Source organism: Mariniflexile sp. AS56 (assembly GCF_030552475.1).
Taxonomy (GTDB): Bacteria; Bacteroidota; Bacteroidia; order Flavobacteriales; family Flavobacteriaceae; genus Mariniflexile.
This window is the reverse complement of record NZ_JAUPED010000006.1, coordinates 26,667-52,900: the sequence shown is the minus strand read 5'-3', so window position 1 is coordinate 52,900 and position 26,234 is coordinate 26,667. Positions and strand designations below refer to the sequence as shown.

Here is a 26,234-nt window from a genome sequence, read left to right as displayed (position 1 = left end):
AATCCTATGTGCAATAGAGCACCTATTTTTATTTCCCCATTTATATCTTTATACGGTCTTAAAATTTAAGACCGAATACGTATTAAATATTTATTCAGAAAATGAAGTTGATAAATAAATAGACCTTTTGGTAACAAATAGATTTGAAAAACAAGAATTATTAGAACCTTATGAAGCACTAAAACAAACTATTAGAAAAATATAAGAAGTAGGTGATTAATACCTAAAGTCTAATCAAATTATTATAAATAATACCATAAGCGAAATGAAAGAAAGTTTCACTTAGGGTGTTTAAGTTTTTAGAAATTATGAATATAATAGGAAACATTATCAAAGGTGTCATAGACATTACAGAAAAACTAACACCTGAATCTAGTCCTTCAGAAAACCAGAAAGAAGTTTTAAAAAATTTATTACTTAAAGCTCGAGGTACAGCATTTGGACAATTTTATAATTTCGACGAAATTTTAGAATCGGATAACATACAAAAAAGTTTTTCAGAAAAAACACCTTACTTTGATTACAATAAAATTAACGAAAATTGGTGGCACAAGATTCATGAAGGCCAAACTAATGTCACATGGCCAGAAAATCCTAATTATTATGCATTAAGTTCTGGAACTACTGGAAAAACCAGTAAGCGCATACCTGTTACCCAAGATATGATAGATAGTATAAAATCTGCAGGTATATCGCAAATTATAGCATTGAGTCATTTCAATTTACCTGCTTCTTTTTTTGATAAAGGTATTTTAATGCTAGGTAGCTCAACAGAACTAACAGAAAAAAACGACCATCTTGAAGGAGAAATAAGTGGTATTAGTGCGCACAACATTCCATCGTGGTTTAGTGGATACTATAAACCAGGAGAAGATATTGCTAGAATTGATGACTGGGATGAACGTGTTAAAAAAATTGCTGAAAAAGCAAAAGAATGGGATATAGGCGCCATAAGCGGAATTCCATCGTGGATAGAACTCATGCTTAATGAAGTTATCGCCTATAATAAAGTGAAAAACATTCACGAGATATGGCCTAATTTGGAAGTATACACTTCGGGAGGTGTAGCATTTGGTCCTTATGAAAAAAGTTTTAATGCCCTATTAGGTAAACCCGTAACTGTTATAGATACCTATTTGGCTTCTGAAGGTTTTATTGCTTTTCAGGCTAGACCAGAAACAGATGCCATGCAACTGGTTACAAATGGAGGTATTTATTTTGAGTTTGTCCCTTTTAAACCTGACTATATTAACGAAGATGGTTCTATCGTAGAACATGCACCATCGTTAACGCTCGACGAGGTAGAACTCAATAAAGACTATATTCTTATCATAAGTACCGTATCTGGAGCTTGGCGCTATCTTATTGGAGATACTATTGAATTTACTAATATTGAACGTGCCGAAATTAAAATAACGGGGCGTACCAAATTCTTTTTAAACACCGTTGGATCTCAACTGTCGGTTAACAAACTAGATGATGCTATAAAGCATTTAGAAACACATTTTAATATTGAAATAAAGGAATATACTATTTGTGCAAAACGTTACGAAGGTGAATTTTACCATAGCTGGTATCTTGGAACGGATACTAATATTGAAAACGAAGAACTCATAAAAGCCTTAGATGCTTTTTTAAAGAAATCTAATAAAAATTATCGCGTAGCTCGCACTAAAGCCCTAAAAGGAGTTAAAGTTGCTACGGTTTCTCCTAACTGTTTTTATGATTGGAATGCGCATAATAAAAAGAAAGGCGGCCAGGTAAAAATGGAACGAGTTATGAATGAAGATAAATTTTCTGAATGGGAGAACTTTGTAAACGAACATTAATTGTTTTCACTAGAAAGTTTTGCTTTTTCTTCGCGCTCTTTAACCAAAATCATAATCTCCTCTGGAGAAAGGTAAAAGCGTTTTATCCTGTTTATATATATATCGGAAAAGCCCGCTTCATGTAAAATAAAATTTTTAGTAGCTAGAATGTACTTTTCCATACCATGAATAACGGCAAAAGTGTCTGCACTACGTTCCGCTTTTTTCATCGATTTCTCTGAAAACAAATAGCCTAACCCAAAACCAATAAGGTTCAAACCACTTCTATGTTGGTAATCCATAATATGCCCCAATTCATGCCCTAACCACCCTATAAGTACTGTAGACGGGATGTTTTTAGTGTCATACACCATTTCTCCAATTCTAAAACTTTTACTTATTAAAATTCTATATGTACGTTTCGATTTAGCACAGAGAACACTACTGAAATTAGGTTGTGCCTGCATGGTCGATTTTTTTATTTTATTTTTAAATTTAAAATCTATAACCACATTTGCCAATTCTGGGTAATGTGATAAAGCTGTTTCAACTTCATTAGCAATAGATTCCGGATAAGTATGTTGAGCATTCAAAGAATAGAAATTTATATAAATTAATAATATTAAAAAGTGATTTTTCATTGTATTTTACAATAAGGGACTAAAAAACTTGGCTAGACCTTCAATAAATTTTTGAGTTTTAGTTCTGTTTTTAAAAACTTCATAGGATAGTTTTTCGGCTTTTGAACATTCTAGATTAAACTCATTTAAAATCTTATTTGTAACAGCATTATCATAAATAACGGCATTAGTTTCAAAATTATGTTCAAAACTTCTATGATCGAAATTTCCTGAACCAACAGAAGCTATTTCATCATCAATTATTATAACCTTACTGTGTGCAAAGCCTTCGCGTACATATATATTGATTCCAACAGATAAGAATTCTTCAAAATTAGAAAACATGGAATAAGTAGCCAATATAGAGTCTCCTTTTCTTGGTACTAACAAATTAACTTCCACTCCACTTAATGATGCTATTATTAGTGCTTGTAAAACAGCACTCCCTGGAATAAAATAAGGATTAGCAATAAAAATATTTTTTTCAGCCAAACTTATCATAGCTATATATTGTTGCATTATAGCAGGTTGATTAGAATCTGGCCCTCCGGTAACAATTTGAACAGCCGAGTTCCCCATTATCTTGGGTGTTGGCAAATATTTCGAATCTAAGAGCAATTTCTTTTTACTAGCAAAATGATAATCTTTAATAAAAACACGGTGGAGACTGTTCACCACAGGCCCTTCTAAGCTTACATGTAAATCTTTCCATATACCCAAATCAGAGACTGGTTTAATATATTTATCAGACACGTTGATGCCTCCTGTAAATCCAATTATACCATCAACAACAATTATTTTTCGGTGGTTTCGATAATTCAATGTAAAAAGAAAGTTTCCAAATCGCAAAGGCATTACTGGATAGACTTTAACCCCAATACTTCGGAAACGTTTTTTTAATTTCCCACTAAAAGAGAACGTTCCAAAGGAATCATAAATCATTCTTACTTCAACTCCTGCCTCTACTTTAGACTTCAATAAGTCATAAAACCGATCTTGTAACTTACCCTTTTCGAAAATATAATATTGAATATGTATAAATTTTTCAGCTTTTCCAATAGCCTTAAAAATGGCATCAAAAGTTTCTTTTCCTGTATTAAGAATCTCAACTCTATTTCCTTTAAAAGCATTTAAATAAGTGGTGTTTAAAAAAAGTTCAGATAGTTTCTTTGCCTTTTTCGATGTAAAATTGTTTCCAAATTCGGTGTGTGCATCGTTCCCATTTTCTAATTGATAAAGATTTTCTTTCTGAGACCGTTTCAATCTAAAAAATTTAAATTTCCGTCTATTAACACCAAACAAATAATATAATAAAGCACCTGCAAACGGAAAAACCATGATAGTAAATACCCAACTTAAAGATTTAGTCGCTCGAGAGCCGTACATTATTACGCTATAGATAGCCCATAAGTTTATTGAAAAATATAAAATAAGTAACAATTGATTCATATGGATTCGGTGCTATATCAATAATAACCGGAAAATTAAAAAGTGAATTTATCTACTAATAATACATTGAAATAGAATGTAGTGATAATCGCTTAGTTGATGATCAAATTAAATACTAAAATCGCTATAGTTTAAACTTAAACCAATTAAAATTTAACTCAATTCATTCTTTTTTGAATTACTTGAATAAAGATGAAAAAACACTTTTTTTGAGTTAGTATGATTTGTGATTGGGTTAAGATATTAATTCTTAATATAATTTCTTTGTAAAACACCTTTAAAGAGTATAAACCAATGGGCATGATATCTACTGATGAGAACCAAATTAAACTTTATTACAGTTCCGAAACTTCTATTGGAAAACAGACTTATGCCTTCGTTGTATCATCTGAAAAGAAGGTGCTTGGGATTGACATCTCTAAAACAAAGGTACCAGGCAGTCATTGGGTAGATATTGCAGATGCTTTAGGTATCGAAATTCAAAAATTAATTAATAGAAATCACCCTGATTTCATAAAAGAGTACGGTGACAAAAAAATTGATTTAGAGCAAAATGACTGGTTACTTATATTAGAAAAACACCCAGAAACATTAGCTTTTCCAGTAGTTATAATGGGCCACCGAATTATTCCAATCCATTCCCCTTCTGATTTTGTAAAGTACATGGACCCGGATAGCACAAACCAAGAAAACCCCGATTAATACTACATGTATGGTTAATACGAAGAATAAAAAGATTAAGATTTTACTATTTTTAGTGTTTTTCTTTACGCTTGGTTTTCTATTAGCACATTGGTGGGTTAAAAATTATGTAGACACCTTTTTAACGGAGAAACTACCTCCTCATTTTGAACTGATTTATTCTGATTTAGATATCAACTTACTGAGTAGTTCTATTGTTTTACACAACCCGTCTTTTAAAATTAAAAACAAGGACTCTCTTAAACCCCTTGCCTATTATAAATTAGAAACATTTCATTTAAATAACATTGTTTATTGGGATTTACTATTTAATGAAACACTCTATATTAAAACCGTTTCATTAAAAAAACCTAAGCTTCAATATTATCCATACAAACAGGCTCATCAAAAAAAAACAAAAACCCAAACCGGAGAAAAAGGAATTAAAACTATAAAATTTGACAAATTACATATTACTAATGGTAGTATTCTTGTTAAAAAACAAAACAGTGATAGCACAAAACTCTCTATTTCTAATTTTGAACTAACAGTTTTAGGAAGTAAAATAAATTTACAGCACGGTGAACAAACACCTCTAACATACAATAGCTACAACCTTGAGTTAAAAAACTTAATATTAGACAGTAACGATTATGAAACCTTCAATATCGACCATATAAATGCTAGTAAAAAAACATGGAAAATAGAGCGTTTACAAATTATTCCAAAATATGATAAAAAAGAACTTTCCTCACAAATTAGCAAAGAGCGTGATTATATTAATTTGACCATTCCGAGTATAAATTTAAAATTTCCCGATTTTATCTTTAAAGAAAACCGTTTAGAGATAGCCGTAAAATCGGCAGAAATAACGGCGCCTCGTTTAGAAGTTTATAGAGACAAATTATTACCGGACGATTTAAGTTTTAAACAACTATACAGCGCAACTTTAAGAAACCTAAATTTCAATTTTGAAATAAATGAAATAGAAATAAAGAACGGTTTCATTTCATATGCAGAGTTGGTTGACCCTTACAAAAAAGCAGGCGAGTTATTTTTCAACAAAGTAGATGCTACTATAAAAGATCTTTCCAACCTAAAGGATGAAAAAAAAACAACGATAAAAATACAATCAGAGCTTATGGGTGAAGCCCCATTAATATTGAATTGGAATTTCGATGTTAACAACGCATCGGATACCTTCGAAGTTTTAGGGTCCATAAAAAATCTTCCAGCCCAAATACTAAACCCCTTTTTCAGACCAAATTTAAATGCCATGGCTGAAGGCACTCTTGAAGAAATGTATTTTACATTTTATGGCAATAACATCGAGTCTCAAGGAGAAATGAAAATGAAATATGAAGATTTTAAATTTAAAATTTTACGTAAAAACAATTCTCAATTAAATAAGTTTTTAACGGCCGTAGGTACTTTATTCATGAACGATGGATCTAAAACCAATGCTGAAGGATACCGCTTTGGACAGATAGAAACAAAACGAAACGTAAACAAATCATTTTTTAATTACTTATGGATTAATGTGAAAAGTGGTTTAGTTAGTACGTTAACTGGAAATGGAGAAAAATAGAAATTGGTATTAACTAAAATTATTTAGTAATAATGTTAAATGTGCATTTTTTTCTTCATTCAGAAATACTAATAAATAAGAATCCATAATACATATAAACATGAAAATTACTAGATATACTAAAAGAGCCATTACAGGTGGGATAATCTCTTTATTAATAATTCTTTTAGGAACGCTCCTTTTAGGTGAATTGAGTGGTTATGAAGCCAAAGTACTTATTAAGAAATCGCTTTCTGGTATAAACACGTTATGCAATACCATTGCCTTAGCTTCAGCAACTATTTTAGCCTTGTTATTAACCGTTTTAAGTATCAGCTCCAATGCGAAATCTAAACTTAAAAAAGGCCATTATATGCAGGTGTTACAAATAGCTAAATTAGATACGGTTGTTTTTATAGCATCTGTCATATCATTTATATTACTAAATCTTCCAATTACAGAATCGGAAACCGTACCTAATAATTGGTTTAATTATATTTATTACATCTCTTTAGCTATTTCAAGTATTCTTACTGCAGGTCTTATTGTAGTGGTATTAATGCTATACAGTACCATTGTTAATATTATAAAAATTGTGGGTTTAGGCATGCAAGACCACCCTTTAGCTGATGTGGATGAGAACGAAGATGTTGAATAAATATCTACTAGAATCAGGTCTAAAATATAAATTTCTAGAAATTGTTATAATATTATTTTACTAACTTTAAAACTAAAAAATACTGCCTATCAGTATTAACGAAGTTGAGGGAACTCAATTTAATCTATAGGCAGCTTTTACTATTAAATTAATTAATAGCCTTTCTTATATGTCTGTTTCCTTATAATTTATCTAGGTCATTATTGGTACTAAATCTGTCATCTTATGGTTCCCACCACATGTATACAATACCTGTATAGCGCACCTATAACACACGTTTAAAAATCAATTAGTTAACACATGATTAAACCACTAAAAGATAAAAATTGTGATTATTTATCTTTTAGTAGCTGTATTTTAAATATTAATAAATGGTTCTATTTTCTATATACGGTTTAGCATTTTTTCATACTTCATTAAAATGAAATTATAAAAAATGTTAAACTGTTATATGTGTTTTAAATCTTTTTTCTTCCTGTAATTAAAGAAAGAATAAAGAGTACAATGAATATAAAAAATAAAACTTTTGCTATCCCTGCGGCCCCAGCGGCTATACCCCCAAAACCTAATATTCCGGCAACAATAGCTAAAATAATGAATGTAACTGTCCAACGTAACATAGTTAAAAATTTAAGTTAATAAAATAAAAGTGAACCGATATCAAAGGTAAAATTCACTTTCTCTATGCACAAGTTATACTATTTACAGGAATCTTGTTAACTCTATAAATTTAGATATTATCGTAAATGGATAGAAATAACTGTGCCTTGAAACCTTGATTAATTCAGTTTGAATTAATCACAAAAAAAGAGAGAGGTAAAGAACCTCTCTCTTTCATCAACTTAGAAAATTTAAATTAATTTAAATCTTCTAAGTTCTTAATAGTTCTAAGATCACTTTCAATTACATCTTTTTGCTTAAGTAGTAATGTGTGTGTACTTATAGGTAATGAAGTATCATTTAGAACATCCTTATATTCTTGTAAGGCTGCTTTTTCTCCTCTAATAGCTTCCTCTAGCATAGATTCATCGTTATCTAAGGAAAACAATGCTTTAACATCCATCCATGCCCGGTGTGCCGCTCCTGTAACACTTCCACTTTTATCTGGACGTTCACCAAATGTTCTTATTTCATTATTTAAATCATATCCAAATTGATAACGTTCTTTTGACTTTCTTTCAAAATACTTTTTCAAGTAAGTATGATCTGTATTTTCTGAAGCTTTCTTAAAGCCCTTCTCTGCATCATTTGTTTTTTCTAAAAGTGCATTTAATCTTGTGCTTATGGTTTCTGTGTATGTGCTCATATTTTTTAATATTTAAAGTTCCAATGTGTTATTTAGGGATGCCCATTGTTTACATCTTACTCCTTCAAAATGGCCATTTATCCTTTAATATATTTAGGCTAATTTCTTGCCAATTCTTTTTTTTTTAATTTATTTTTCAGCATGTTATTATAATCTGAGTCCTTCTTATAGCTATATTTTTCACTACTAGCTTCTCTATAAGGTTTACCTACTAGCAGCTTTATTATATTAAATATTAGAGTCCCTAGTAGAATTCCTATAATTATATTACTTATCATATTTATCTTATTAGTTCTGTAATCAAATTTATAATGATTCACTAATTTGTGTTAATCCATATCATGTAAAAACTAACTTAATCGATTAAATACCGAGAACACAACCCTAAGATTGGGGTGTTACTTAAAAAAAAACGCTATTCTTAAAAACTGACACTGTAATCACATAAATATTAAACTTAAATATTTTTAAATGTGTTAGGATTAATTTCAAAACGACACCTATTAAACCTTCCTAAATATTAAATTACTATTTCATGATTTAAACACTTATCAAATGAGAACAACACACCATTTTATACAAATTTTAGATTTAGAAAACACATCAAATCTAGATTTCATGATCTCTATTGTTGTTGCTATGATTGCTGGGTTTTGTATTGGCTTAGAACGACAAATGAAAAATAAAAATGCAGGCTTAAAAACATACGCATTAGTTGCCGTTGGTGCCGCGGTATTTACCAATATATCTTTTCAATATATTGGAATTGACTATGTAGATGTAGCCCGAATAATTAGCCAAATTATTGTAGGAGTTGGGTTTTTAGGCGCAGGTGTAATCGTTCAAGGAAAACAAAAAATTAGTGGTTTAGCTACAGCAGCAACCATATGGTGTAGTGCAGGTTTGGGTTGTTTGGCTGCTTTGAAAATGTATACAGAACTTGTGAGCGCTACAGCAATTATTGTAACTATTAATACCATTTTTGGTTATCTAAACAGCAAAATAAATAAAAACACTCCTAATGAAACCAATAATTAATAAACTGGAAACAGAGTTTATCGTCCAAATCTATAATACTTTTGTAAAGGATGTTCTTTATTATTAAGCATCTCGTTTATAACGTCCATGCCTATTACGGAAAACGTAATACCATTCCCTCCAAAACCTAAAACAAAATAACTATGAGGAAAATCTGGATGTTCTCCAATATATGGTAAACCATCTTTTGTTTCTCCAAAGGTACCTGCCCAGGCAAAATCTGTACGAAATTGATAATTAGGTAATAACGCACTTAACTTTTTAGTCAGTTTTTTATTTTTATCTTTTAATAGGCTATCACGTTTTTCATCATCAACAAAATCTTCATCTTCACCTCCTATTATAATTCTATTATCATCTGTAGTTCTAAAGTAAATATAGGGATCTTCTGTATTCCAAAAAAGGGTATCGTTTAAGTGAGATTGATCATCTTCATTTTGCTCGCCTACAATGGCATAAGTAGACAGTAATTTAACAAAATTTTCTTTTATTAACTCCGTACTTTCATACCCATTACAGTAAATTATTTTTTTTGCCTTTATTGAAAAATCGAACTCTGTATTAACTTTTACTGTGTTTTTTGTATAGTCTATAGAGGTTATTTCTGTTTTATCAAAAACTCTCAGTCCTTTTTTATGGCAATAGGCTAATAAATCGTGAGTTAGTTTAAAAGCATCAACACTTCCTCCTTGCTTTGATAAAATACCACAGTGAGATTTTTTAATTTGAAACTTATCTTCAATTTCACTAGAAGAAAGCCAACTTACAGGTAAGCCACAATGTTGTCTCGCCTTAAATTCTTTTTTTAAACTAGCCACATCCTTTTTATAAGCAGCAAAATATAGAGATTCTTTTTTTTTAAAACCACAGTCGGACTGTATTGTTTTTATTATATTTTCTATTTCATTAATAGAATTATAACAGGCCCAATAATTTGCTTCTGCCGCAGATTCCCCAATCATTTCAGATAATTTATATAACGGAATATCAATTTCATACTGTAACATACTGGTTGTTGCAGACGTGCTTCCATTAGCAACTTCCCTTCTATCTATTAAAATAGTTTTATAATTTTCTGACAAACACTTGTAAGCCATTAAACTACCTGTAATTCCTCCTCCAATAATTAATATATCCGTTTCTACGTTTTCCCTTAATGAAGGATATGAAGCTAATAATCCGTTTTTAATTAGCCAAAAAGGTTCATTTGATGTAAGTTCCATGGGATTAAATTTTTTAAATTAATCAAAATTCTATGGACAAAAAAAAACACACTAAATATTAAAGAATACCTGGTGTGTTTTTTATTTATATTAATATTCAGTTTAAGCTGTTACACCTAATTTACCTTGCTGATTTTGATAATGCTTAGGACTGCAGTTATACTTAGCTTTAAATATTTTCGAAAAATAACTTCTGCTTGTTAAGCCTATTGTATACACAATCTCAGATATATTAAGTTCTGAAGTTCTAATTAAATTTTCGGCTGCCTCTACTCTTACATTTCTAATAAAATCGGTTACTGTTCTATTATGCATTATTTTAAAACCTTCTTGCATTTTGATAGGAGATAAACCTGCTTTTTTGCTTAAATATTTTAGGCTGTATTGAATTTCTGGATAATTTCTTATAAAATCTGATATGTCTCTTACTGCTTCCATATCCGATAATGAAAGTGAGTTAGAGTTGTTTTCCTCGTTTAGTAAATCGTATTTGTGTTGTTCTATTTCTAAAGCTAGAATTAAGTAAACAGTACTATTTATTAATAAATTTCTAATCAAACCTTTTTGACTTATCGTATTCAGGTGATCTATTTTTTCAATAATTTTTAAATTGAAAGACCCCATATAAGCGAATTCCGTGTTTTCATTATTTATTAAAAAAGTATTTTGTAAATGATCTTTTAACTCATTATCTGAAACAGACAAAACATCCACAGTAATCATAGAAACCCGAACCTCTTCATTTTTAGTAAAAGATAAATAAGTTCTTTTTTTAACTGAATTTGAGAAAATACCTGTTTGATATTGTGTTAACTTATTTTGTTTTTCACTTTGACCATAACTTTGAACTAAACTACCTTTTGAACAATATCCAAAATGAATAGAACTTGCATTATCATGTTTGTATGTAAGCACTACATCTTCATTAAATACGATATCATACTCGATATAAGAAATGGCGTGCTCCACAGAAATTCCAGAAACCATACCTTTAGCTATATCGTTATCTATCTCCAAACTATACTCTTTGGATTTCACCTCGAGTTTACCACCCAATTGTGTTTGTATTTGTTCAAAAATAGTTGGAAGGTTACTTGAAGTTATTGATATCGTTTTCATGTGTATGTTATTTTTAAGTATTTACAAATAGCTTTAGGTTCTGTTTTAAATAAGTAGTGAAACACTAACTATTTATCACTAATCGTAATAGTTTTTAAATCGTTTATTTGAAAATTGGAAGGAGTTATATAACTCACAATAAACTCTTCAAGACTTAAAGTTCTTCTTACAATAGCATTTTGTTCTGTTTTAAAGCTTACATTTTTCATCCGTATTGGTATTTAATTATTGTATTAGTACATTGCTGTTACAAAGTTGCAACAATAGTGCAGTCGTCTTGTTACACAATTTTTTTGATATTTTATATAATTTTAATAATCACCCTTTTTATTAGGAAAACATTAAGAGTTAAGGGGGTTAAACCTAAAAAGGAGGTATTCTAATAAAACATGTATTAATTCACTGGTACCAAAAAATCAATTATGTTAATTCTAAAATTGATTAGATTAAATATATTTATAGAAACTACTTTACTTTGTACAAATAACTCTTATGATAAATAAAGTTAAAACGGAGCAACCTCTTCACACATTTAAGCTAACGCATTTACCTAAGCTTTTAATTAAGACCTATAAGGCTTGGATGGAGAAAGAGCCCTTTAAATTAGGGGCGGTTGTTGCTTACTATGCCATATTATCATTACCAGCATTACTTATCCTTATCTTAAATTTAGTTGGCGCTATTTGGGGAAGAGATATTGTTAGGGGAGAATTACAGTCTGAACTTTCAACCGCTTTAGGATCTGATACTGCAACTGCCATTTTAAAAATGATCGCAGAAAAAGGAGATCAACCTACTTCTATATTTGCCACAATTCTTGGTATTGGTGTGTTATTATATGGTGCTACAGGTGTTTTTTATCAATTACAAAACGTATTGGATACTATTTGGGATATAAAACCTGTGTACTCAAATGAAATTATTTCAACCTTAATTGGAAGGCTAAAAAGCTTTGGATTCATACTTATATTCGGTTTTTTATTATTAATTAGTTTTGCACTAACAGCCTTACTTACTGCTTTTTCTAATAGAATATCCACTTTATTTTCAACAGAAATTGTCGAATTCGCCTATGTTATTGACATAACACTATCCCTCATATTTATATACTTTCTATTTGCTGCGATGTTCAAATTTTTACCTAGTAAACCAATTCAATGGAAAGCCGTAAGAGTAGGCGCTGCTTTAACAGCTCTTTTATTTATTTTAGGTAAATACGTACTATCCTTTTACTTTGGGGAGACAGAACCAGGTTCCACTTATGGTGCTGCCGGCTCTATAATTATAGTGATGCTCTGGACATCTTACTCTAGTCTTATTTTATTTTTTGGAGCACAGTTTACAAAAATATATTCCGATAGCTACTTAACCATTAATTAACCTATTAAAACTAATTTTCGATTAAGGCAAAATAGATTTTAATTGAGTTAATCCATTTTATCATTTACTAATAATTTTACGTTACTAATCTTCTTCGTAATAAAATGAAATACGCATAGAAGATTTCATACTAACTTTAAATATTATTTTATGAAAAGTATTCTCTGGCTTATAGCCGTTGTATTTATATTCATTTGGATTATAGGATTCTTTGGATTCGTAGCAGGACTAGCTACAGGTGGCTTAATACATATTCTGTTAGTATTAGCTGTAATCGTAATTATATATAATGTAATATCTGGCAGAAAGCCTTTAGATTAGTGTATTAGAATTATTTTAAATTATAAAACAACATGAAAAGACAAAGCACCGCCGTTTGGAGTGGAACCGTAAAGGAAGGAAATGGATATTTAATATCAGAAAGTAAAGCACTTGATAATATGCAGTATTCTTATAATAGCCGCTTTGAAAATGGTACCGGGACTAACCCAGAAGAGTTAATGGCTGCGGCACATGCAGGTTGTTTTACAATGCAATTAAGTGCCGATTTAACAAAAGCGGGTTTTACTCCAGAAGTATTAGAAACGAAATGTTATATAATAATGGAAGACGGTGTTATAACTAAGTCTCAATTAAACGTAACAGCTAAAGTTTCTAATTTAAAGGATGATGAATTTCAAAACATTGCTAAGGGTGCAAAACAAAATTGCCCTGTAAGTAAGGCCTATAACGAATTAGAAATAAGTCTTAATGCTAATTTAGAAAATACCCGAAATTGATTTTAATTAAATAATTGAACAAAAATTATGTTACGCAAACCACTCCTAATTTACCTAGCTGATGATGATAATGAAGATCGAACTCTTTTTAAAGAAGCATTGGATGAGTTAAACATGGATGTGACTGTTAAAGATTTTGATAATGGTGTCACACTTATGGAGAACCTTCTAATGCCAGAAAAACCTTTGCCAGATGCTATATATTTAGATTTAAACATGCCACTTATGAATGGTGAAGAATGTTTAAATGATATAAGAAATGAACCCGCATTCGCAAATATCACTTTAATCATTTACTCTACCTATATTGATGAAGACATGGCATTCAGGTTAAAAAACAAAGGGGCTAATTGGTACTTAATGAAACCGAACTCTTTTGATAAGCTTAAAAGCTCGCTGCTAAAAAGTTTAGATTACGTCCATTTAGACTACCTAAATACATCACCACCTTTAGAATTCATAATTATGGCATGCTAATTAAAAGAGTACTGACTAATTAATTGAATTGTTGACTAATTGAAATTTCATAAAGATTAATGCGCTAATCATTTAAAATACCGCACAATGTCTAAGACAATTTAAATGATACCATGTTGAATCTTTACCGCTTTTAGGCAGGGAGATAAACAATAAATTGAGCACCAACACCTTCAGTACCTTTTGCAGATATATAGCCGTTGTGGTTCTCTACGATTTTTTTACATATTGCTAAGCCAATTCCCATTCCGGAAATTAGCGTATATAATTTTAAAATCCATTATTTCTTCAGGGCTTTTAAAAATAGGCTCATAATAATTTACGATATTATCTGTAGTAGCTAATACACTTTTTAAGAAGGCTTCCGATTTTCGGATTTTTAATTTGTTATTATATATTCTAACAAAAGATATTACAAACACAGCAAGCGCAAAAAAAACTACTATCAATAACATATAAGGCATCAAAGATTTGTGAAAAACATAAGTTCCTTTTCTTTCATGCATTAAACCCTATTCGTCTACCAGTATTCTATTTTTAATGCTTCTTATTTCAGATAAGGTTTTATTATTCTTTGATTTATATAGTTGTTTTGCCTGTAATACTTCTTGGCTATCTAGATCATTAAGATCTTCTAAATCTATAAGTTGACCGTACAAGCTAATTTATAAAGCACTTAAAGGTTTTATACGTGCTACATGCAATTCTTTATCTTGAGTGAGTAAACTTAAGCTGTCTATGATGGCTTTACCTTCTAATTTATAGGTTTCATAAGCTTTCTTTTAAAATTTATATTGTAATAAATCTTACCTAAACTCTTCAGATTCAGCTTTACTAGAATATGCTGTTAAATCACCTATTGCATTGTAAGCTTGTAACGTATAAACTACCTTTTCGGCAAATTTCTGCGTAATCATAATTTGCCTATAGGTCATACTTGTTGTAACCAACAGCATAATTATGGCTATAATTAATAAAACTATATAGTTTTTGAGGAAGTATAAATATGCCAGAAGTCCATATTAATATTAAATACGCAATAGAAATGTATCTTTATTTAAATTGGAGGTATGCTCTTGCCAATTAACTTTAAGAGTCTTCTCTACTATTTCACACAATTTACTAAAACTACTAGGCTTATTTATATATATATTGGCCCCCAACTTAAAAGAATCTTCAATATCTTTTTCTGAAGACGACGTAGAATACATAGCAATAAACAAATCTTTTAATTTAGTGTTATTACGAATTTCAGTTAAACATTGCATGCCATTTATTATGGGCATATTAATATCTAGAAACACTAAATTAGGAAGCTCAATATTTGGCTGAAAAAGATAATCTAATAATTCTTGACCATGTTTAAAAAGCTCTAATGTCGTTTTTAAAGAAATCTCTTCCAAAGCTTCACTAAATAGCATTCTATCATCCTCATCATCATCCACTAAAATAATATTAAATATAGTATCTCTCATTTATGCTAAAATTTCAAGTATAGTTAAATTTGTGAAATTGTTTTTTTTGTGTAAATATACCCCATACAACTCCCAATAACATTATGTATTGAGAGAGAAATATGTCAATAAAAATTCATGTAAAATAAAAAATTAATAGATAATACTTGTTGTTAACGTAACAAAGCATTTTTAACCTAATCCTTTTTTTGTAAAAAAATTATTATACGAAATATAAGCCAATTTATCGACAAACGGCACTATTTGTAATTTTATTTACAAAACAATTAAAACAAATAAGATGGCATATATTCAACTTTCTTACACCGCTGATTCTTAACATATTTCACCTTCATTATAAATATGACAACCAAAAAAAAAAACAGATTTTAAAAATCTGTTTTTTTTGAATTACAATAGAAATATGCTATCCATTTATATTATCGCTATTAGAAACATTTCCATCTGGAATTTTTTTGAAAAATTCAGCTAACTCCAAATCTGTATTTGGACCATAACCTAATAGAAGCGTTCCTTTTTCATCTTTACTTGTTTTAATAATATAAAGTATAGACATATCAGAGGGGTCACTCATACCTTCATATCTATGTTCTGCAACAATATATATGTCTTTTGGTGTGTATTCATTTTTTGTTTCACTATTTATAAGTTTATCTTTTTGATAGTGAAAATTTGAATTATACCCTTTCTCTGTATAAATTTTTATATAATCTTTCTCATGTTTAGCAAATTCATTTTCCATCTTTTATAGTTTTGAGATTCATACTACTCAATTACTACAAAATTGTAAAAAAAAGGAAAAACGTACTATCGCTATTACATTCTATTTTAACTCAATCCCTTTTCATTTAACATCTATTTACATTTGAATTAGTATAAAAAGTTAATTTTACCGGTTTTCATTATTACTATTATTTATATCCAGCTTTATGCCGTTTTTTGGAAACTCCAAAGTACGTATTGGAAATGGTATGGAAATACCAGCACTATCGAAATGACTTTTAATAAGTTTAACCGCTTTGTGTCTTGCTGCATGTTCTTCTTTTGAGTTCACCATATCAATCCAAAAACGAGTCATAAAATTTATAGAAGAATCTCCAAATTCAGTAAAGAAAAACTCAACAGATTCGCTTTCCTTTTGTTCAAAACTTTCATCTATGATCCTGGTTACCAAATCTTCAACCTCTTGTAAGTCGCTTCCATACCCCACACCACAATTTACAGCAATCCTACTACGCTCACTTATAGAATAATTAGTGAAAGAATTATCAACAAATGTTGAATTAGGTATAATGATATAGTTATTATCTGGTTGTCTCAACACAATATTTCTAAGACTAATTTCTGAAACAAAACCATCTGCATCCCCTGTTTTAATATAATCACCTATTTTTATTTTATCCATAAAGGACAAAACTAAACCTCCAAAAGTGTTACTTAACGTTCCCTGTAGGGCTAAGCCTATTGCTAAACCCAAAACACCAGCACCTGCAAGAATACTAGTTAAAACTTTGTTGAGCCCTAAAACACTTAATGCTATAAAAAATCCGACAAGAATTACTATTATAAAAATTATTTTTGCAGAAATATCTTGTATAGATTTTTGAGCAATACGGCTTAATAGGTATTTACGCATCAACCTTTTAATACTCTGCGCCATAAAATAGAATAAGATCATGACTAGAATAGCCATGACAAAATTTGGTAATTTGAGAATGATGGCATCAAACCAACCGTCTAATTTATCCCATATTTTACTTACCGATTCTTCAAAAGAAAATTTTTCACTCATAATTTTTATATTTATTTATAACATTTTGGTTAATAAAAAAGTGGCAACTATCCAGAGTATTAAACTAAGCAATCCTCCAATCAAAAGAAAGTGTTTAAACTTATAATTACCTATTCCGTAAATAAGTGTATTTGTTTGATAGCCAACAGGCGTAAAAAAACTAAAATTAGCAGCAAACATAACTGCTAAAATAAAAGGTTTAAAGTCTAGATTCATTCCTTGGGCTACCGAAATAGCTATAGGTGTCATAATAATGGCCGTTGCATTATTACTTACTACCCCGCTTAATATCATGGTAACAAAAAATAAGGTACCAATAATAATATAATTGGGTTGCCCTCCTAAAAAGCCTAACAATTTTTCTGAAACCCACATATCCGTCCCGGTATTATGCATCGCAAAACCTAACGGAATCATCCCTGCTAACAAAAAAAATATTTGCCAGTTCACTTTTTTATAGACGGTATTTAAATTTAGATTTTTTGTAATAAGTAATAAACACACCCCCGTTAGTGCGCTTACCATAATGGATAGTAACCCTGTTGCCGCCAGCATTACTACTAATATAAGCACTCCCAAGGAGAAGTATCTTTTAAACTTCGAATTATTATTAACGTTTCCAAATTCTTGAAGTATAACTACGTTTTCCATAGTTTGTAGTGCAGGTAGTTTTTCTTTTGATGTTTCTACCAACAACCGGTCTCCTGCCTTTAAAACCAATCGATTCATACTACTTCTAACCATTCTTTCTTTTAGATTTATAAGAGTTTTTCTTTTCTTAATTGCTAAAGGAATGGCGTCTTGCAACATAAAACTTCGTAAACTACCCAATGTTTTTCCTAATAGTGATGCTCCAGGAAGCATTAAAAGTTCAACAAATACATGTTCATTTAGGTCACTTGTCTCATTGTCTAATTCGTTTTCATTATCATTTTCTAAACTTTTTAAACTTTTACCATCATAAACACTTAGATTTTCCGAGGTTTTAATGCGCGCTAAATTTTCTAAGTTACATAAAATAAGTAGCTCATCATCCTGCTTTAAAGTTATGTATTTACCAGGGGAATTATGTATTCGGTTATTACGAGTTAATTGTAAAAGTGATACATCTGGATTCTCAAATAAAAAACTTTCTTGAATTTTTTTTCCTATTAATTTTGAATCTGGGTTTATAGAAACTTTGGTAAGATAGTTATCTATATTATAATCTTTACTCAGGTTTTTAGCGCTATCCCAAGGTAACCAACGCAACGTTATAGTAATGTATACTACAGCGATGCTTAAAAATATTATACCCAATATAGAAAACTCAAAAAAATCTAATTTTTCGGCACCCAAGTTTTTTGACACCGAATTTACAATCAAATTTGTGGAAGTCCCCATTAAGGTACAAGACCCTCCTAAAATACCGGCAAACGAAATTGGCAACAATAGTTTAGATTGTGAAATATTGTATTTCTCAGATAACTGATTAATCATTTTAATAAAGACAATTACCACGGCAGTTGTGCTAATAAAAGCGGATATACCTGCGGTAACGAACATAAAAATGGGCGCCATGATATAAACAGGTAATGATTTTATTTTTCCCATACCTGACGTTAGCCAATGGATAACTCCATTTTCCTCCATGGCAATTGCTAAAATCATGAGGGCTAATACCGCTATGGTCGCTGTATTGGAAAAACCACTTATTCCTTCTTCAGGAGTAACTAACCCTAACAAAATTAAAGCTACAATTATAAAAAAAGCAATTTTATCTATAGGGAAAACTTCAAAAACAAATAGTACAATAGTGACTAATAATACTGAAAACATTAAAATAATTTCGAAATCCATATATAGAATATTGCTTATATTATTTTCTTTGAATACCTACGTCGCCTGAACTTAAAAAGCGATTAAAAACCTCCTAAAAGTTAATTGGGCTAATGTACTTTTGTTGCATTAACCAATGCTTCTAACTCATTTTTATCAAGAGATTTACCATAAAGAGCTTGATTTGGATCCATAATATGAGAGGCACTTAAATCTCCTATATACAGTGAATCAAAGCCAATATCTTCAATAAGTTGTTCTCCCTTTTCCCTGCTTTGTTGATCTTGAGCTGCAAACGGAATGGTAATTTTATCTGTATTGCTAAACGCACGCTTTTTTAAATGTTCAGCATAAATAGTATTAAATGCTTTCACTGTTTTTGCAGTACCAAATTTCATTGCCGTATATTCCGAAGCATTATAATTGGCAGCTCTTACCTTTTGAGCTACCACACCATCCCGTTCTGGATACGGGTTTGTAGCATCAATAATAATTTTACCATCATATTCTCCCGCATAAAGTTCTGCTATCTCATCAATAGCTTTGAATGGGACTGCCAATAAATACACATCGGCATTCGCTTCAAAAACTTCTGATACACTAACCGCTCTAGCGTTCTCTCCTGCTTCTATAACCAAACTTTTAAGGTTATTAGGGTGCCTAGAACTAAACAGTACACTATGCCCTGCTTTAGCCCAATGTTTACCTAAATTTCCACCTATATCTCCACTTCCTATAATTCCTATTTTCATAATATTCTAATTTAAAATTTATTTTTATTAATACTACTTTTAAGCACCATAAATCAGCACACCTTCAATAGTGTTTGTTATTACTGTTTTAATCTGTTTTAGATCAAAAACGCATAAACTTACTGACTATCACAAATTATGTATTTATAAAAATTCACGTTAACTTAAATCAAACGATTATTAACTCAGAAAATATAAAGGGTTAATCAAAATAAGAACCTACTACAAACTATACTAAGTTCTCATTTTGTCCATATTCACTTTATGATAAAACTACTATTATAAAAATACTTTCTTATATCATTACTCTTTTTATTGAGAATAATATCTTACAATCTATCGCGTCAATAAATTGATCTTTTGAGTTAATGGGAATTCATTTGATTGAGTAATTTTATTTAAGATAAAAAAATGAATTATTAATTTAAAAATCAAAAATTATGAACTCAGATCAAATAGAAGGAAAATGGAAACAAATCAAAGGTAAGTTCAAACAAAAATATGGTGATCTTACTGATAATGATTTAACTTATTCGGAAGGTAAATTCGACGAAATGTTGGGTAAACTTCAAGAAAAAACAGGAAAGAAAAAAGAAGAATTAAAAAACGAGATTGAATCTTGGTAGTTTATTCTTAATTTTATTTATTAGTAACAAAATGCCCCTAAATATGATTTAGGGGCATTTTTAATATATAATAATTCATATGTGATTCTGTAAAATCTAATTTGGTGTTTTCCATATTAATTAATCCAATTTAATGGCATTTAAAACGGAGTGTATCGCTAATTGTAAATCAGATTTCAAGGTCATCCCTGGTGCTTTGGTTTCATCTGTTCTGTACCAATAATGTATTGTAATATGCACCTTTTCATTTTCAATATCATCAACTACGACTATTGGTGGAGGACTTTTTAATACATATTTATTTTTATATAAAGCAGATTTAATTGTTTCCAAAACCTCTTCTACAGCATCATTATACGTTATTTTAATAATAAAGCTGTCTCTCATCAATTCGTCTATCGTGTAATTTTTTAAATTATTTTTCAAAATAGAACCGTTTGGTATATAAGCATCGATCCCATCAATTGTTTTTAAGGTTGTAGATCGCAATCTCATTTCTATAACTCTTCCTTTCACCCCATCAATTTCAATTAAATCTCCAATTCTAAAAGGTCTCTGAAAGGCCATTAATATGCCTGCTATAAAATTCTCGCCAATATCTTTTAAGGCAAAACCTATAATAAAAGTGGTCAATCCTGCACCTGCTAAAATTTTGTTAGTCACATCATCAAAGCCCAAAATACCCAAGGAAATCACAAACAAAATAACAGTTAAAACAAGGGATATAACACTTAAAATAAAATCTGCTATTAATGGATCATTGGATTTCGAGACAACTATTTTTTTAGCATATTTATTAATCATTTTGATGATAAACATCCCGATAATAAAGACCAAAATTGATAATAGAATATTTGGTAGCCGGGTAACTAAATTTACCCAAGACTGGTATAGTGATTCCTTTAGCATATTCATTTCTGATTCCATATATCTCAATTTATTCTTTTAATTTTTCAGCTTCTTTTTCAGCTTCTTCCCTAGCCTTTTCTTTTTCCTTTTCTTTCTTTCTAAAATACCCCCTAAGTAAAAAATTGCTTTTGGCTGCTTCCATATTTTCTTCTAAACCTTTTGACCCTTTTCTTAGGTTTTTCATGGTTTTTTCCATGTCTTTGGCAACACCTTCATCATTTAACAATTTGCCCAAAGTTCCTTCTCCTTCATTAATATCAATTAACATAGCGGCCAATTCATCGGTTATAACTTCTGCATTTTCCGCAGTAACTTTTATAGACGCTAATATCTCATCGAATTCTACTGGCTCAAAAGATTTAATTGATGCACCATCCTCTACTTCGGCTACTTTTGAACTTCCCTGAGAAATAATTAATAATTTATCACCAATAACACCTTCAGATGAGATGGATGCTCTACTATCTTTTTTAATGAATTTTTTAATGTTCTTATCCATCATAGCGATCACATTCACCGTAGAATCATTAATGATTGAGATACTTTCTATAGTTCCCACTGCTATTCCAGAGAAACGAACTTGAGCGCCAATTTGGAGACCACTTACGTTTCGAAAATTAGTACTGACTTTAAATTTTGAGCTAAATAAATTTTGATTACTACCTATAAAAAAGATAATTACAAATAATATCAATAATCCTAAAGATACAAAAATCCCTAATTTTATTTTATAAGCGTTGCTGTTATTTTTCATGACTATTTATTTAAAAAATGATTGGATGTATGGATCATCATCGCTGACAAATTCTTCTAAATTGCCTACTTTATAAACTTTTCCGTCTTTTATCATGGCAATTCTATCTGCAACTGTTTTTACGCAATTAATGTCGTGGGTAATTATTATGGATGCATTGTTGAATTTAGCTTGAGTTTCGTTTATTAAATTACTTATTTCATCAGAAGTTATGGGGTCTAAACCCGTCGTGGGTTCATCATATAATATGATATTAGGATTTACCACCAAGGTTCTCGCTAAACCAATTCTTTTTTTCATTCCTCCTGATAATTCTGAGGGCATTTTATCTATAGAATCTGGCATACCTACATTTTCTAAAGCTTCAACAATCTTTACGTCCATTTCTTCTTCAGAAAACTTCTCATTTAATCTTGATAGAGCGAAGGTTAAATTCTCTCTTACTGTCATGGAATCATACAAGGCCGCACTTTGGAAAAGAAAACCTATTTTTTTGCGTACTTCTATTAAATCCTCTTCATTAATATCGGTTAATTCATGTTCTCCAACCGTAATACTACCTTCATCGTGCTGTAAAAGATTTACAATGCATTTAATTAAAACCGATTTCCCTGAACCTGATTTCCCTAATACCACTAAATTCTCCTTTTCATAAAGTTGCAAGGTTATACCATCAAGCACCTTTTGATCTCCAAAGCTTTTTTTAAGATTTTTGATATCGATGAGTATGTTGTCTGTACTTTTTTCCATTATAATAAATCGGTTATTTGTACAGCAATTAAGTCTACAATGATTAATAATAATGAAGAGGTTACTACTGCCGAATTTGCAGCAATACCAACACTCTCTGTTCCTCTACCCGCATTATACCCTTTATAGCAACCCACCAAACCAATTACGGCACCAAAAAAGAATGTTTTTATTACAGCAGGAATGATATCGATAAATTCTACTTGCTTAAAAGCCTGATTCATGAATAATTGAAAACTTACGGTATTTTTAATATTGATTCCTAACCAGCTACCAAAAATTCCAATAGCATCGGCATACAAAGTAAGCAACGGTATCATTATAGTAGCCGCAAGCACTCGAGGGATAATTAAATAATTTATAGGGTTTGTATTCGATACTTCCATAGCATCTATTTGCTCTGTTACTCGCATAGAACCTAATTCGGCACCCATACTCGAGCCTATTTTACCTGCACAAATTAGAGCCGTAATTACAGGTCCCATTTCTCGAATTATCGAGACAGCTACCATACCTGGCAACATCGCTACGGCACCAAATTCTACCAAAGGTGGTCTCGATTGAATTGTTAACACCAAGCCCACAATAATACCGGTAATAGAAATTAAACCCACCGATTTATTCCCAATTTGATAGCATTGCTTTAAAAACTCCTGAAACTCAAATTTTTTGGTAAAAATATTTCTTAATATGGTTTTTAAATACTGAATAACATTCGCAATATTTATAAAAAATGTCGTGCTTTTTTCTTTTACCATAGGGATAAAAGAAGCTAGATTTAAAGATGATTTATCTGAATAATGTAATCTTTTCGGCATAATTTTATTCTTAAGATATACGAATAAAGTTACACTCTTTTTAAGTTTAAGATTTACAAGATTTTAATATAATATTATAGAATATCAATGAAAACCATATTTAAGTTAGCAATTTGTATGCATAATTTAGAAACAAAACTAGAACGGATACCCAATAGCCAAATTGAATATTAAATTTTCTTTTCTCCACCCACTATCACTTAATTTAATATCGTCCATAACCCACCGGTTTCCTTCCGGTAAATATGGTTTTCTTAAAGGAAATGCTAAATCTGTTCTTAAAACTAAAAAACTGAAATCGAATCTCAACCCAACGCCTGCTCCTACCGCCAATTCATTTAAAAATTCACCAGAAAATTGAGCCCCAGGTTTTTCCAAACTTTCATTTAGCAACCATATATTACCTGCATCTACAAATACGGCTCCTTTAACTATATTGTATATTTTAGTTCTTAATTCTGTACTTAATTCCAACTTCAAGTCACCCGACTGGTCTGGCAAAAATGAATTAGTAACGTTATCGCCATTAAAACTACCAGGACCTACAGAACGTGCTCTAAAGGCTCTAATACTACTTGTTCCGCCAATAAAAAACTGTTTTATAAAAGGCAACTCTTTTGAGTTTCCATACGGAATACCCGCCCCTAAAATAATTCTACTGGCAAGGGTCGTTTCTTTATTAAAGTTATAATAATGACGAAACTCCATTTCTAATTTTGAATACTGACTAAAAGGAACTCCTAATATATTTTTCGGATTATCTCCATCATTAGCCCCCAATAACAAGCCTACTGAGTTCCCTGATAGGTCTACCTCTCCCTTAAAATAGATGTTGTTTGTTTTATTTTTCAACATCGTATTTGTATAAGTATACGAATAGGTTGAACCCAAAATAAATTGTTTATCTATTACTTTTTGCAGTGACGGATTCTCTTCGATTTGAGACTTATACAAATCTGAAACATTATTGGAAGACGTATAGGCTATATTAATAACTTTAAAATTATGTTCCTTTCTTTCGTTTTCCTTCCATAAATAGCCAAATGAACTATTAAACGTTTTTAAGGAATAAAGCTTTGTTCTTAATTGATACTCATAACTTATAGACGCTTTTGTATTTGGCACATACGCACTTCCTGAACTCATTTCAAAAGGTGAAATAAAACGAGGCCAAATTAAATTAGCTTCTCCTCCAAATCGATACACATTAAACCCATTATTTTGTCCAGAAACTTGAACTTCTAAACCAGCAAATGCAGACACTCTTAATAATTCTGCACCTCTAAATGTGTTTCTATTACTCCAATTTATATTTAATTCGGTACCTGAGTAATTTGCTGAATTCGTTTTTGCCAATGCCTCTAATTGAATTGATTTTTTTGGTAAAGGCGTTAAATAATAATACGCATCTAATTGATTTCTTAAAGAATCCATATTTTCCTTAAACTCATTTTTCACAAACTTGAAAGTTCCTAAAGTTATTAATCTATTTAATGACAAATTATGAGTCGTTCTGTTATATAAATCGTCTTTATCGAACAATAGCGTTTTATCAAATATAAAAGGCTTAAATAAAGTTTTGTTCTCAATTATAGTAAAATCTGCGTATTTAATAGTATCCAACTCCTTAGCAGATATCGCATCTTTTTTTAGATTGTAATTGGGATAGACAAAAACATTATTGATTGAATATTGATTTTTAGCTTTTTGAGGGATGTCTCTTTTTAACTTTAAAAGTAAATCTACTTCATGGTTTGCAACTGTGCTATCCACTTGTACCAAAATATAGTCTTCATTAAAATAATAAAAACCGCGTTCTTTTAATTTTGCGTCTATTCTTGTTCTTTCACTTTTAATGATATCTAAATCATAAGGTTTACCTACCATTAATACACTTTTTTCTTTAAGCATATCTATTTCTTTCGAAAGTAGAATAGAATCTTTTGGAAAAACAACAGATTTAATTCTATATTGATTGTGTAAATTAACCTCATAATTGGCTTCAGCTTTCTTACCATTTCTAATGGAGTCAACTTTAGATTCGGCATTAAAAAACCCTTTATTTTCTACATGGTTTTGCACCATTTTCCTGTTATACTCCAAATCCACCTTACTCATTAATACGGGTTCCTCTCCTAGTTTATACTTCACCCAATGCTTGAAGCCTTTATCTTTTTTTACTTCACCAATTAAATTGTAAAAAAAGATTCCGGGACGCATTCCTAAAATTGATTTGTTTGGTTTTGGACGTACCAAATCATTCAAAGTCGATTTTATTTTCTTTGTAGTTTTTTTTGAAACATTGCCTCCTTCAACCTTGATATGATGCCCAACATACAATAAATCGCCTTCCGGAATTTTCCGTGTCCCACTACACCCAAAAAATAAGGTGACTAAAAAAAGTAGTATTATATAATTATTAATTCTCATTGTAA

28 protein-coding genes are annotated in these 26,234 nt (G+C 30.3%); 10 read left to right on the top strand and 18 right to left on the bottom strand.

Annotated features, from left to right (window positions below):
* Positions 1–308 precede the first annotated feature (308 nt).
* Complete coding sequence (locus Q5N74_RS09080) at positions 309–1,829, top strand: GH3 auxin-responsive promoter family protein (RefSeq protein ID WP_304388468.1); 1,521 nt, start codon at positions 309–311, stop codon at positions 1,827–1,829.
* Here the strand turns inward: Q5N74_RS09080 and Q5N74_RS09075 are convergent.
* On the bottom strand, positions 1,826–2,401 hold the full coding sequence (locus Q5N74_RS09075) for a hypothetical protein (RefSeq protein WP_304388467.1): 576 nt from the start codon (positions 2,399–2,401) through the stop codon (positions 1,826–1,828). The two genes, Q5N74_RS09080 and Q5N74_RS09075, sit on opposite strands and share 4 nt — an antisense overlap.
* Before the next feature lie 54 nt (positions 2,402–2,455).
* Complete coding sequence (gene cls / locus Q5N74_RS09070) at positions 2,456–3,877, bottom strand: cardiolipin synthase (RefSeq protein WP_304388466.1); 1,422 nt, start codon at positions 3,875–3,877, stop codon at positions 2,456–2,458.
* Between the two features lie 300 nt (positions 3,878–4,177).
* Here cls and Q5N74_RS09065 point away from each other — a divergent pair, with 300 nt between their 5' ends.
* From Q5N74_RS09065 to Q5N74_RS09055, 3 genes are all read left to right on the top strand, one after another.
* Positions 4,178–4,579, top strand: a complete 402-nt coding sequence (locus Q5N74_RS09065) for an arsenate reductase family protein (protein ID WP_304388465.1) — start codon at positions 4,178–4,180, stop codon at positions 4,577–4,579.
* 10 nt (positions 4,580–4,589) lie between these two features.
* Positions 4,590–6,146: a hypothetical protein gene (locus tag Q5N74_RS09060; RefSeq protein ID WP_304388464.1), complete on the top strand. Its 1,557-nt coding sequence runs from the start codon at positions 4,590–4,592 to the stop codon at positions 6,144–6,146.
* 100 nt (positions 6,147–6,246) lie between these two features.
* Entirely contained in the window at positions 6,247–6,783 is a 537-nt protein-coding gene (locus Q5N74_RS09055) for a hypothetical protein (protein WP_304388463.1), read from the top strand.
* Between the two features lie 458 nt (positions 6,784–7,241).
* Here the strand turns inward: Q5N74_RS09055 and Q5N74_RS09050 are convergent, their stop codons facing one another.
* The gene (locus tag Q5N74_RS09050) at positions 7,242–7,403 is read right to left on the bottom strand and encodes a DUF1328 domain-containing protein (RefSeq protein WP_304388462.1); all 162 of its coding nucleotides are present in this window, start codon (positions 7,401–7,403) and stop codon (positions 7,242–7,244) included.
* 236 nt (positions 7,404–7,639) lie between these two features.
* Entirely contained in the window at positions 7,640–8,089 is a 450-nt protein-coding gene (locus Q5N74_RS09045) for a PA2169 family four-helix-bundle protein (protein ID WP_304388461.1), read from the bottom strand.
* A 555-nt stretch (positions 8,090–8,644) separates the two neighbouring features.
* Between Q5N74_RS09045 and Q5N74_RS09040 the strand changes: the two genes are divergently transcribed.
* Positions 8,645–9,127, top strand: coding sequence for an MgtC/SapB family protein (locus Q5N74_RS09040; protein WP_304388460.1), 483 nt, complete (start codon positions 8,645–8,647; stop codon positions 9,125–9,127).
* Positions 9,128–9,144: 17 nt separating this feature from the next.
* Here the strand turns inward: Q5N74_RS09040 and Q5N74_RS09035 are convergent, their stop codons facing one another.
* The 3 genes from Q5N74_RS09035 to Q5N74_RS09025 all read right to left on the bottom strand — a co-directional run bounded on the left by Q5N74_RS09035 (position 9,145) and on the right by Q5N74_RS09025 (position 11,678).
* The gene (locus Q5N74_RS09035; RefSeq protein WP_304388459.1) at positions 9,145–10,350 is read right to left on the bottom strand and encodes an FAD-binding oxidoreductase; all 1,206 of its coding nucleotides are present in this window, start codon (positions 10,348–10,350) and stop codon (positions 9,145–9,147) included.
* Between the two features lie 102 nt (positions 10,351–10,452).
* Positions 10,453–11,469: an AraC family transcriptional regulator gene (locus tag Q5N74_RS09030; RefSeq protein WP_304388458.1), complete on the bottom strand. Its 1,017-nt coding sequence runs from the start codon at positions 11,467–11,469 to the stop codon at positions 10,453–10,455.
* Between the two features lie 68 nt (positions 11,470–11,537).
* Complete coding sequence (locus tag Q5N74_RS09025; RefSeq protein ID WP_304388457.1) at positions 11,538–11,678, bottom strand: hypothetical protein; 141 nt, start codon at positions 11,676–11,678, stop codon at positions 11,538–11,540.
* Between the two features lie 283 nt (positions 11,679–11,961).
* Here Q5N74_RS09025 and Q5N74_RS09020 point away from each other — a divergent pair, with 283 nt between their 5' ends.
* The 4 genes from Q5N74_RS09020 (at position 11,962) to Q5N74_RS09005 (ending at position 14,105) form a co-directional block, all read left to right on the top strand.
* Positions 11,962–12,849, top strand: coding sequence for a YihY/virulence factor BrkB family protein (locus Q5N74_RS09020; protein WP_304388456.1), 888 nt, complete (start codon positions 11,962–11,964; stop codon positions 12,847–12,849).
* A gap of 150 nt (positions 12,850–12,999) precedes the next feature.
* On the top strand, positions 13,000–13,170 hold the full coding sequence (locus Q5N74_RS09015; protein WP_304388455.1) for a lmo0937 family membrane protein: 171 nt from the start codon (positions 13,000–13,002) through the stop codon (positions 13,168–13,170).
* Positions 13,171–13,202: 32 nt separating this feature from the next.
* Positions 13,203–13,628 carry an OsmC family protein gene (locus Q5N74_RS09010; RefSeq protein WP_304388454.1) on the top strand — a complete coding sequence of 142 codons (426 nt, stop codon included), beginning with the start codon at positions 13,203–13,205 and terminating at the stop codon, positions 13,626–13,628.
* 27 nt (positions 13,629–13,655) lie between these two features.
* Positions 13,656–14,105 (top strand): response regulator, encoded by a 450-nt coding sequence (locus Q5N74_RS09005; protein WP_304388453.1) that lies wholly within the window; start codon positions 13,656–13,658, stop codon positions 14,103–14,105.
* A 133-nt stretch (positions 14,106–14,238) separates the two neighbouring features.
* Here the strand turns inward: Q5N74_RS09005 and Q5N74_RS09000 are convergent, their stop codons facing one another.
* The 6 genes from Q5N74_RS09000 to Q5N74_RS08975 all read right to left on the bottom strand — a co-directional run bounded on the left by Q5N74_RS09000 (position 14,239) and on the right by Q5N74_RS08975 (position 19,942).
* The gene (locus tag Q5N74_RS09000) at positions 14,239–14,352 is read right to left on the bottom strand and encodes an ATP-binding protein (RefSeq protein ID WP_304388452.1); all 114 of its coding nucleotides are present in this window, start codon (positions 14,350–14,352) and stop codon (positions 14,239–14,241) included.
* A 781-nt stretch (positions 14,353–15,133) separates the two neighbouring features.
* Positions 15,134–15,580: a response regulator gene (locus Q5N74_RS08995; RefSeq protein WP_304388451.1), complete on the bottom strand. Its 447-nt coding sequence runs from the start codon at positions 15,578–15,580 to the stop codon at positions 15,134–15,136.
* Between the two features lie 406 nt (positions 15,581–15,986).
* Positions 15,987–16,322, bottom strand: a complete 336-nt coding sequence (locus tag Q5N74_RS08990; protein WP_304388450.1) for a hypothetical protein — start codon at positions 16,320–16,322, stop codon at positions 15,987–15,989.
* Between the two features lie 147 nt (positions 16,323–16,469).
* Positions 16,470–17,372, bottom strand: coding sequence for a mechanosensitive ion channel family protein (locus Q5N74_RS08985; RefSeq protein ID WP_304388449.1), 903 nt, complete (start codon positions 17,370–17,372; stop codon positions 16,470–16,472).
* 15 nt (positions 17,373–17,387) lie between these two features.
* Positions 17,388–19,190 carry an SLC13 family permease gene (locus Q5N74_RS08980; protein WP_304388448.1) on the bottom strand — a complete coding sequence of 601 codons (1,803 nt, stop codon included), beginning with the start codon at positions 19,188–19,190 and terminating at the stop codon, positions 17,388–17,390.
* 110 nt (positions 19,191–19,300) lie between these two features.
* Positions 19,301–19,942, bottom strand: a complete 642-nt coding sequence (locus tag Q5N74_RS08975; protein WP_304388447.1) for an NADPH-dependent F420 reductase — start codon at positions 19,940–19,942, stop codon at positions 19,301–19,303.
* Between the two features lie 440 nt (positions 19,943–20,382).
* Here Q5N74_RS08975 and Q5N74_RS08970 point away from each other — a divergent pair, with 440 nt between their 5' ends.
* Positions 20,383–20,568, top strand: a complete 186-nt coding sequence (locus tag Q5N74_RS08970; protein WP_304388446.1) for a CsbD family protein — start codon at positions 20,383–20,385, stop codon at positions 20,566–20,568.
* Between the two features lie 120 nt (positions 20,569–20,688).
* On the opposite strand, the gene Q5N74_RS08965 is transcribed toward Q5N74_RS08970, so the two are convergent.
* The 5 genes from Q5N74_RS08965 to Q5N74_RS08945 form a co-directional block, all read right to left on the bottom strand.
* On the bottom strand, positions 20,689–21,495 hold the full coding sequence (locus Q5N74_RS08965; protein WP_304388445.1) for a mechanosensitive ion channel family protein: 807 nt from the start codon (positions 21,493–21,495) through the stop codon (positions 20,689–20,691).
* 10 nt (positions 21,496–21,505) lie between these two features.
* Positions 21,506–22,231, bottom strand: coding sequence for an MlaD family protein (locus tag Q5N74_RS08960; protein WP_304388444.1), 726 nt, complete (start codon positions 22,229–22,231; stop codon positions 21,506–21,508).
* Between the two features lie 6 nt (positions 22,232–22,237).
* Entirely contained in the window at positions 22,238–22,981 is a 744-nt protein-coding gene (locus tag Q5N74_RS08955) for an ABC transporter ATP-binding protein (RefSeq protein ID WP_304388443.1), read from the bottom strand.
* Positions 22,981–23,799: an ABC transporter permease gene (locus Q5N74_RS08950; protein ID WP_304388442.1), complete on the bottom strand. Its 819-nt coding sequence runs from the start codon at positions 23,797–23,799 to the stop codon at positions 22,981–22,983. The genes Q5N74_RS08955 and Q5N74_RS08950 overlap by 1 nt, the downstream gene beginning before the upstream one ends.
* Before the next feature lie 138 nt (positions 23,800–23,937).
* Positions 23,938–26,229, bottom strand: a complete 2,292-nt coding sequence (locus tag Q5N74_RS08945; RefSeq protein ID WP_304388441.1) for a BamA/TamA family outer membrane protein — start codon at positions 26,227–26,229, stop codon at positions 23,938–23,940.
* Positions 26,230–26,234: the final 5 nt, after the last annotated feature.

What these genes read in the sequence shown, in the direction of transcription:
- Q5N74_RS09040 (WP_304388460.1), top strand. Translation starts at nt 8,645, where the DNA reads ATGAGAACAACACACCATTTTATACAAATTTTAGATTTAGAAAACACA.
- Q5N74_RS08950 (WP_304388442.1), bottom strand. Translation starts at nt 23,799, where the DNA reads ATGCCGAAAAGATTACATTATTCAGATAAATCATCTTTAAATCTAGCT.
- Q5N74_RS09005 (WP_304388453.1), top strand. Translation starts at nt 13,656, where the DNA reads ATGTTACGCAAACCACTCCTAATTTACCTAGCTGATGATGATAATGAA.
- Q5N74_RS09065 (WP_304388465.1), top strand. Translation starts at nt 4,178, where the DNA reads ATGATATCTACTGATGAGAACCAAATTAAACTTTATTACAGTTCCGAA.
- Q5N74_RS09055 (WP_304388463.1), top strand. Translation starts at nt 6,247, where the DNA reads ATGAAAATTACTAGATATACTAAAAGAGCCATTACAGGTGGGATAATC.
- Q5N74_RS08945 (WP_304388441.1), bottom strand. Translation starts at nt 26,229, where the DNA reads ATGAGAATTAATAATTATATAATACTACTTTTTTTAGTCACCTTATTT.
- Q5N74_RS09020 (WP_304388456.1), top strand. Translation starts at nt 11,962, where the DNA reads ATGATAAATAAAGTTAAAACGGAGCAACCTCTTCACACATTTAAGCTA.
- Q5N74_RS09025 (WP_304388457.1), bottom strand. Translation starts at nt 11,678, where the DNA reads ATGAAAAATGTAAGCTTTAAAACAGAACAAAATGCTATTGTAAGAAGA.
- Q5N74_RS09080 (WP_304388468.1), top strand. Translation starts at nt 309, where the DNA reads ATGAATATAATAGGAAACATTATCAAAGGTGTCATAGACATTACAGAA.
- Q5N74_RS09035 (WP_304388459.1), bottom strand. Translation starts at nt 10,350, where the DNA reads ATGGAACTTACATCAAATGAACCTTTTTGGCTAATTAAAAACGGATTA.
- Q5N74_RS09060 (WP_304388464.1), top strand. Translation starts at nt 4,590, where the DNA reads ATGGTTAATACGAAGAATAAAAAGATTAAGATTTTACTATTTTTAGTG.
- Q5N74_RS09030 (WP_304388458.1), bottom strand. Translation starts at nt 11,469, where the DNA reads ATGAAAACGATATCAATAACTTCAAGTAACCTTCCAACTATTTTTGAA.
- Q5N74_RS09000 (WP_304388452.1), bottom strand. Translation starts at nt 14,352, where the DNA reads ATGGGAATTGGCTTAGCAATATGTAAAAAAATCGTAGAGAACCACAAC.
- Q5N74_RS08970 (WP_304388446.1), top strand. Translation starts at nt 20,383, where the DNA reads ATGAACTCAGATCAAATAGAAGGAAAATGGAAACAAATCAAAGGTAAG.
- Q5N74_RS08990 (WP_304388450.1), bottom strand. Translation starts at nt 16,322, where the DNA reads ATGGAAAATGAATTTGCTAAACATGAGAAAGATTATATAAAAATTTAT.
- Q5N74_RS09015 (WP_304388455.1), top strand. Translation starts at nt 13,000, where the DNA reads ATGAAAAGTATTCTCTGGCTTATAGCCGTTGTATTTATATTCATTTGG.
- Q5N74_RS09010 (WP_304388454.1), top strand. Translation starts at nt 13,203, where the DNA reads ATGAAAAGACAAAGCACCGCCGTTTGGAGTGGAACCGTAAAGGAAGGA.
- Q5N74_RS08985 (WP_304388449.1), bottom strand. Translation starts at nt 17,372, where the DNA reads ATGAGTGAAAAATTTTCTTTTGAAGAATCGGTAAGTAAAATATGGGAT.
- Q5N74_RS09045 (WP_304388461.1), bottom strand. Translation starts at nt 8,089, where the DNA reads ATGAGCACATACACAGAAACCATAAGCACAAGATTAAATGCACTTTTA.
- Q5N74_RS08995 (WP_304388451.1), bottom strand. Translation starts at nt 15,580, where the DNA reads ATGAGAGATACTATATTTAATATTATTTTAGTGGATGATGATGAGGAT.
- Q5N74_RS09050 (WP_304388462.1), bottom strand. Translation starts at nt 7,403, where the DNA reads ATGTTACGTTGGACAGTTACATTCATTATTTTAGCTATTGTTGCCGGA.
- Q5N74_RS08980 (WP_304388448.1), bottom strand. Translation starts at nt 19,190, where the DNA reads ATGTTTTCAGTATTATTAGTCACTATTGTACTATTTGTTTTTGAAGTT.
- Q5N74_RS08960 (WP_304388444.1), bottom strand. Translation starts at nt 22,231, where the DNA reads ATGAAAAATAACAGCAACGCTTATAAAATAAAATTAGGGATTTTTGTA.
- Q5N74_RS08965 (WP_304388445.1), bottom strand. Translation starts at nt 21,495, where the DNA reads ATGGAATCAGAAATGAATATGCTAAAGGAATCACTATACCAGTCTTGG.
- Q5N74_RS08955 (WP_304388443.1), bottom strand. Translation starts at nt 22,981, where the DNA reads ATGGAAAAAAGTACAGACAACATACTCATCGATATCAAAAATCTTAAA.
- Q5N74_RS08975 (WP_304388447.1), bottom strand. Translation starts at nt 19,942, where the DNA reads ATGAAAATAGGAATTATAGGAAGTGGAGATATAGGTGGAAATTTAGGT.
- cls (WP_304388466.1), bottom strand. Translation starts at nt 3,877, where the DNA reads ATGAATCAATTGTTACTTATTTTATATTTTTCAATAAACTTATGGGCT.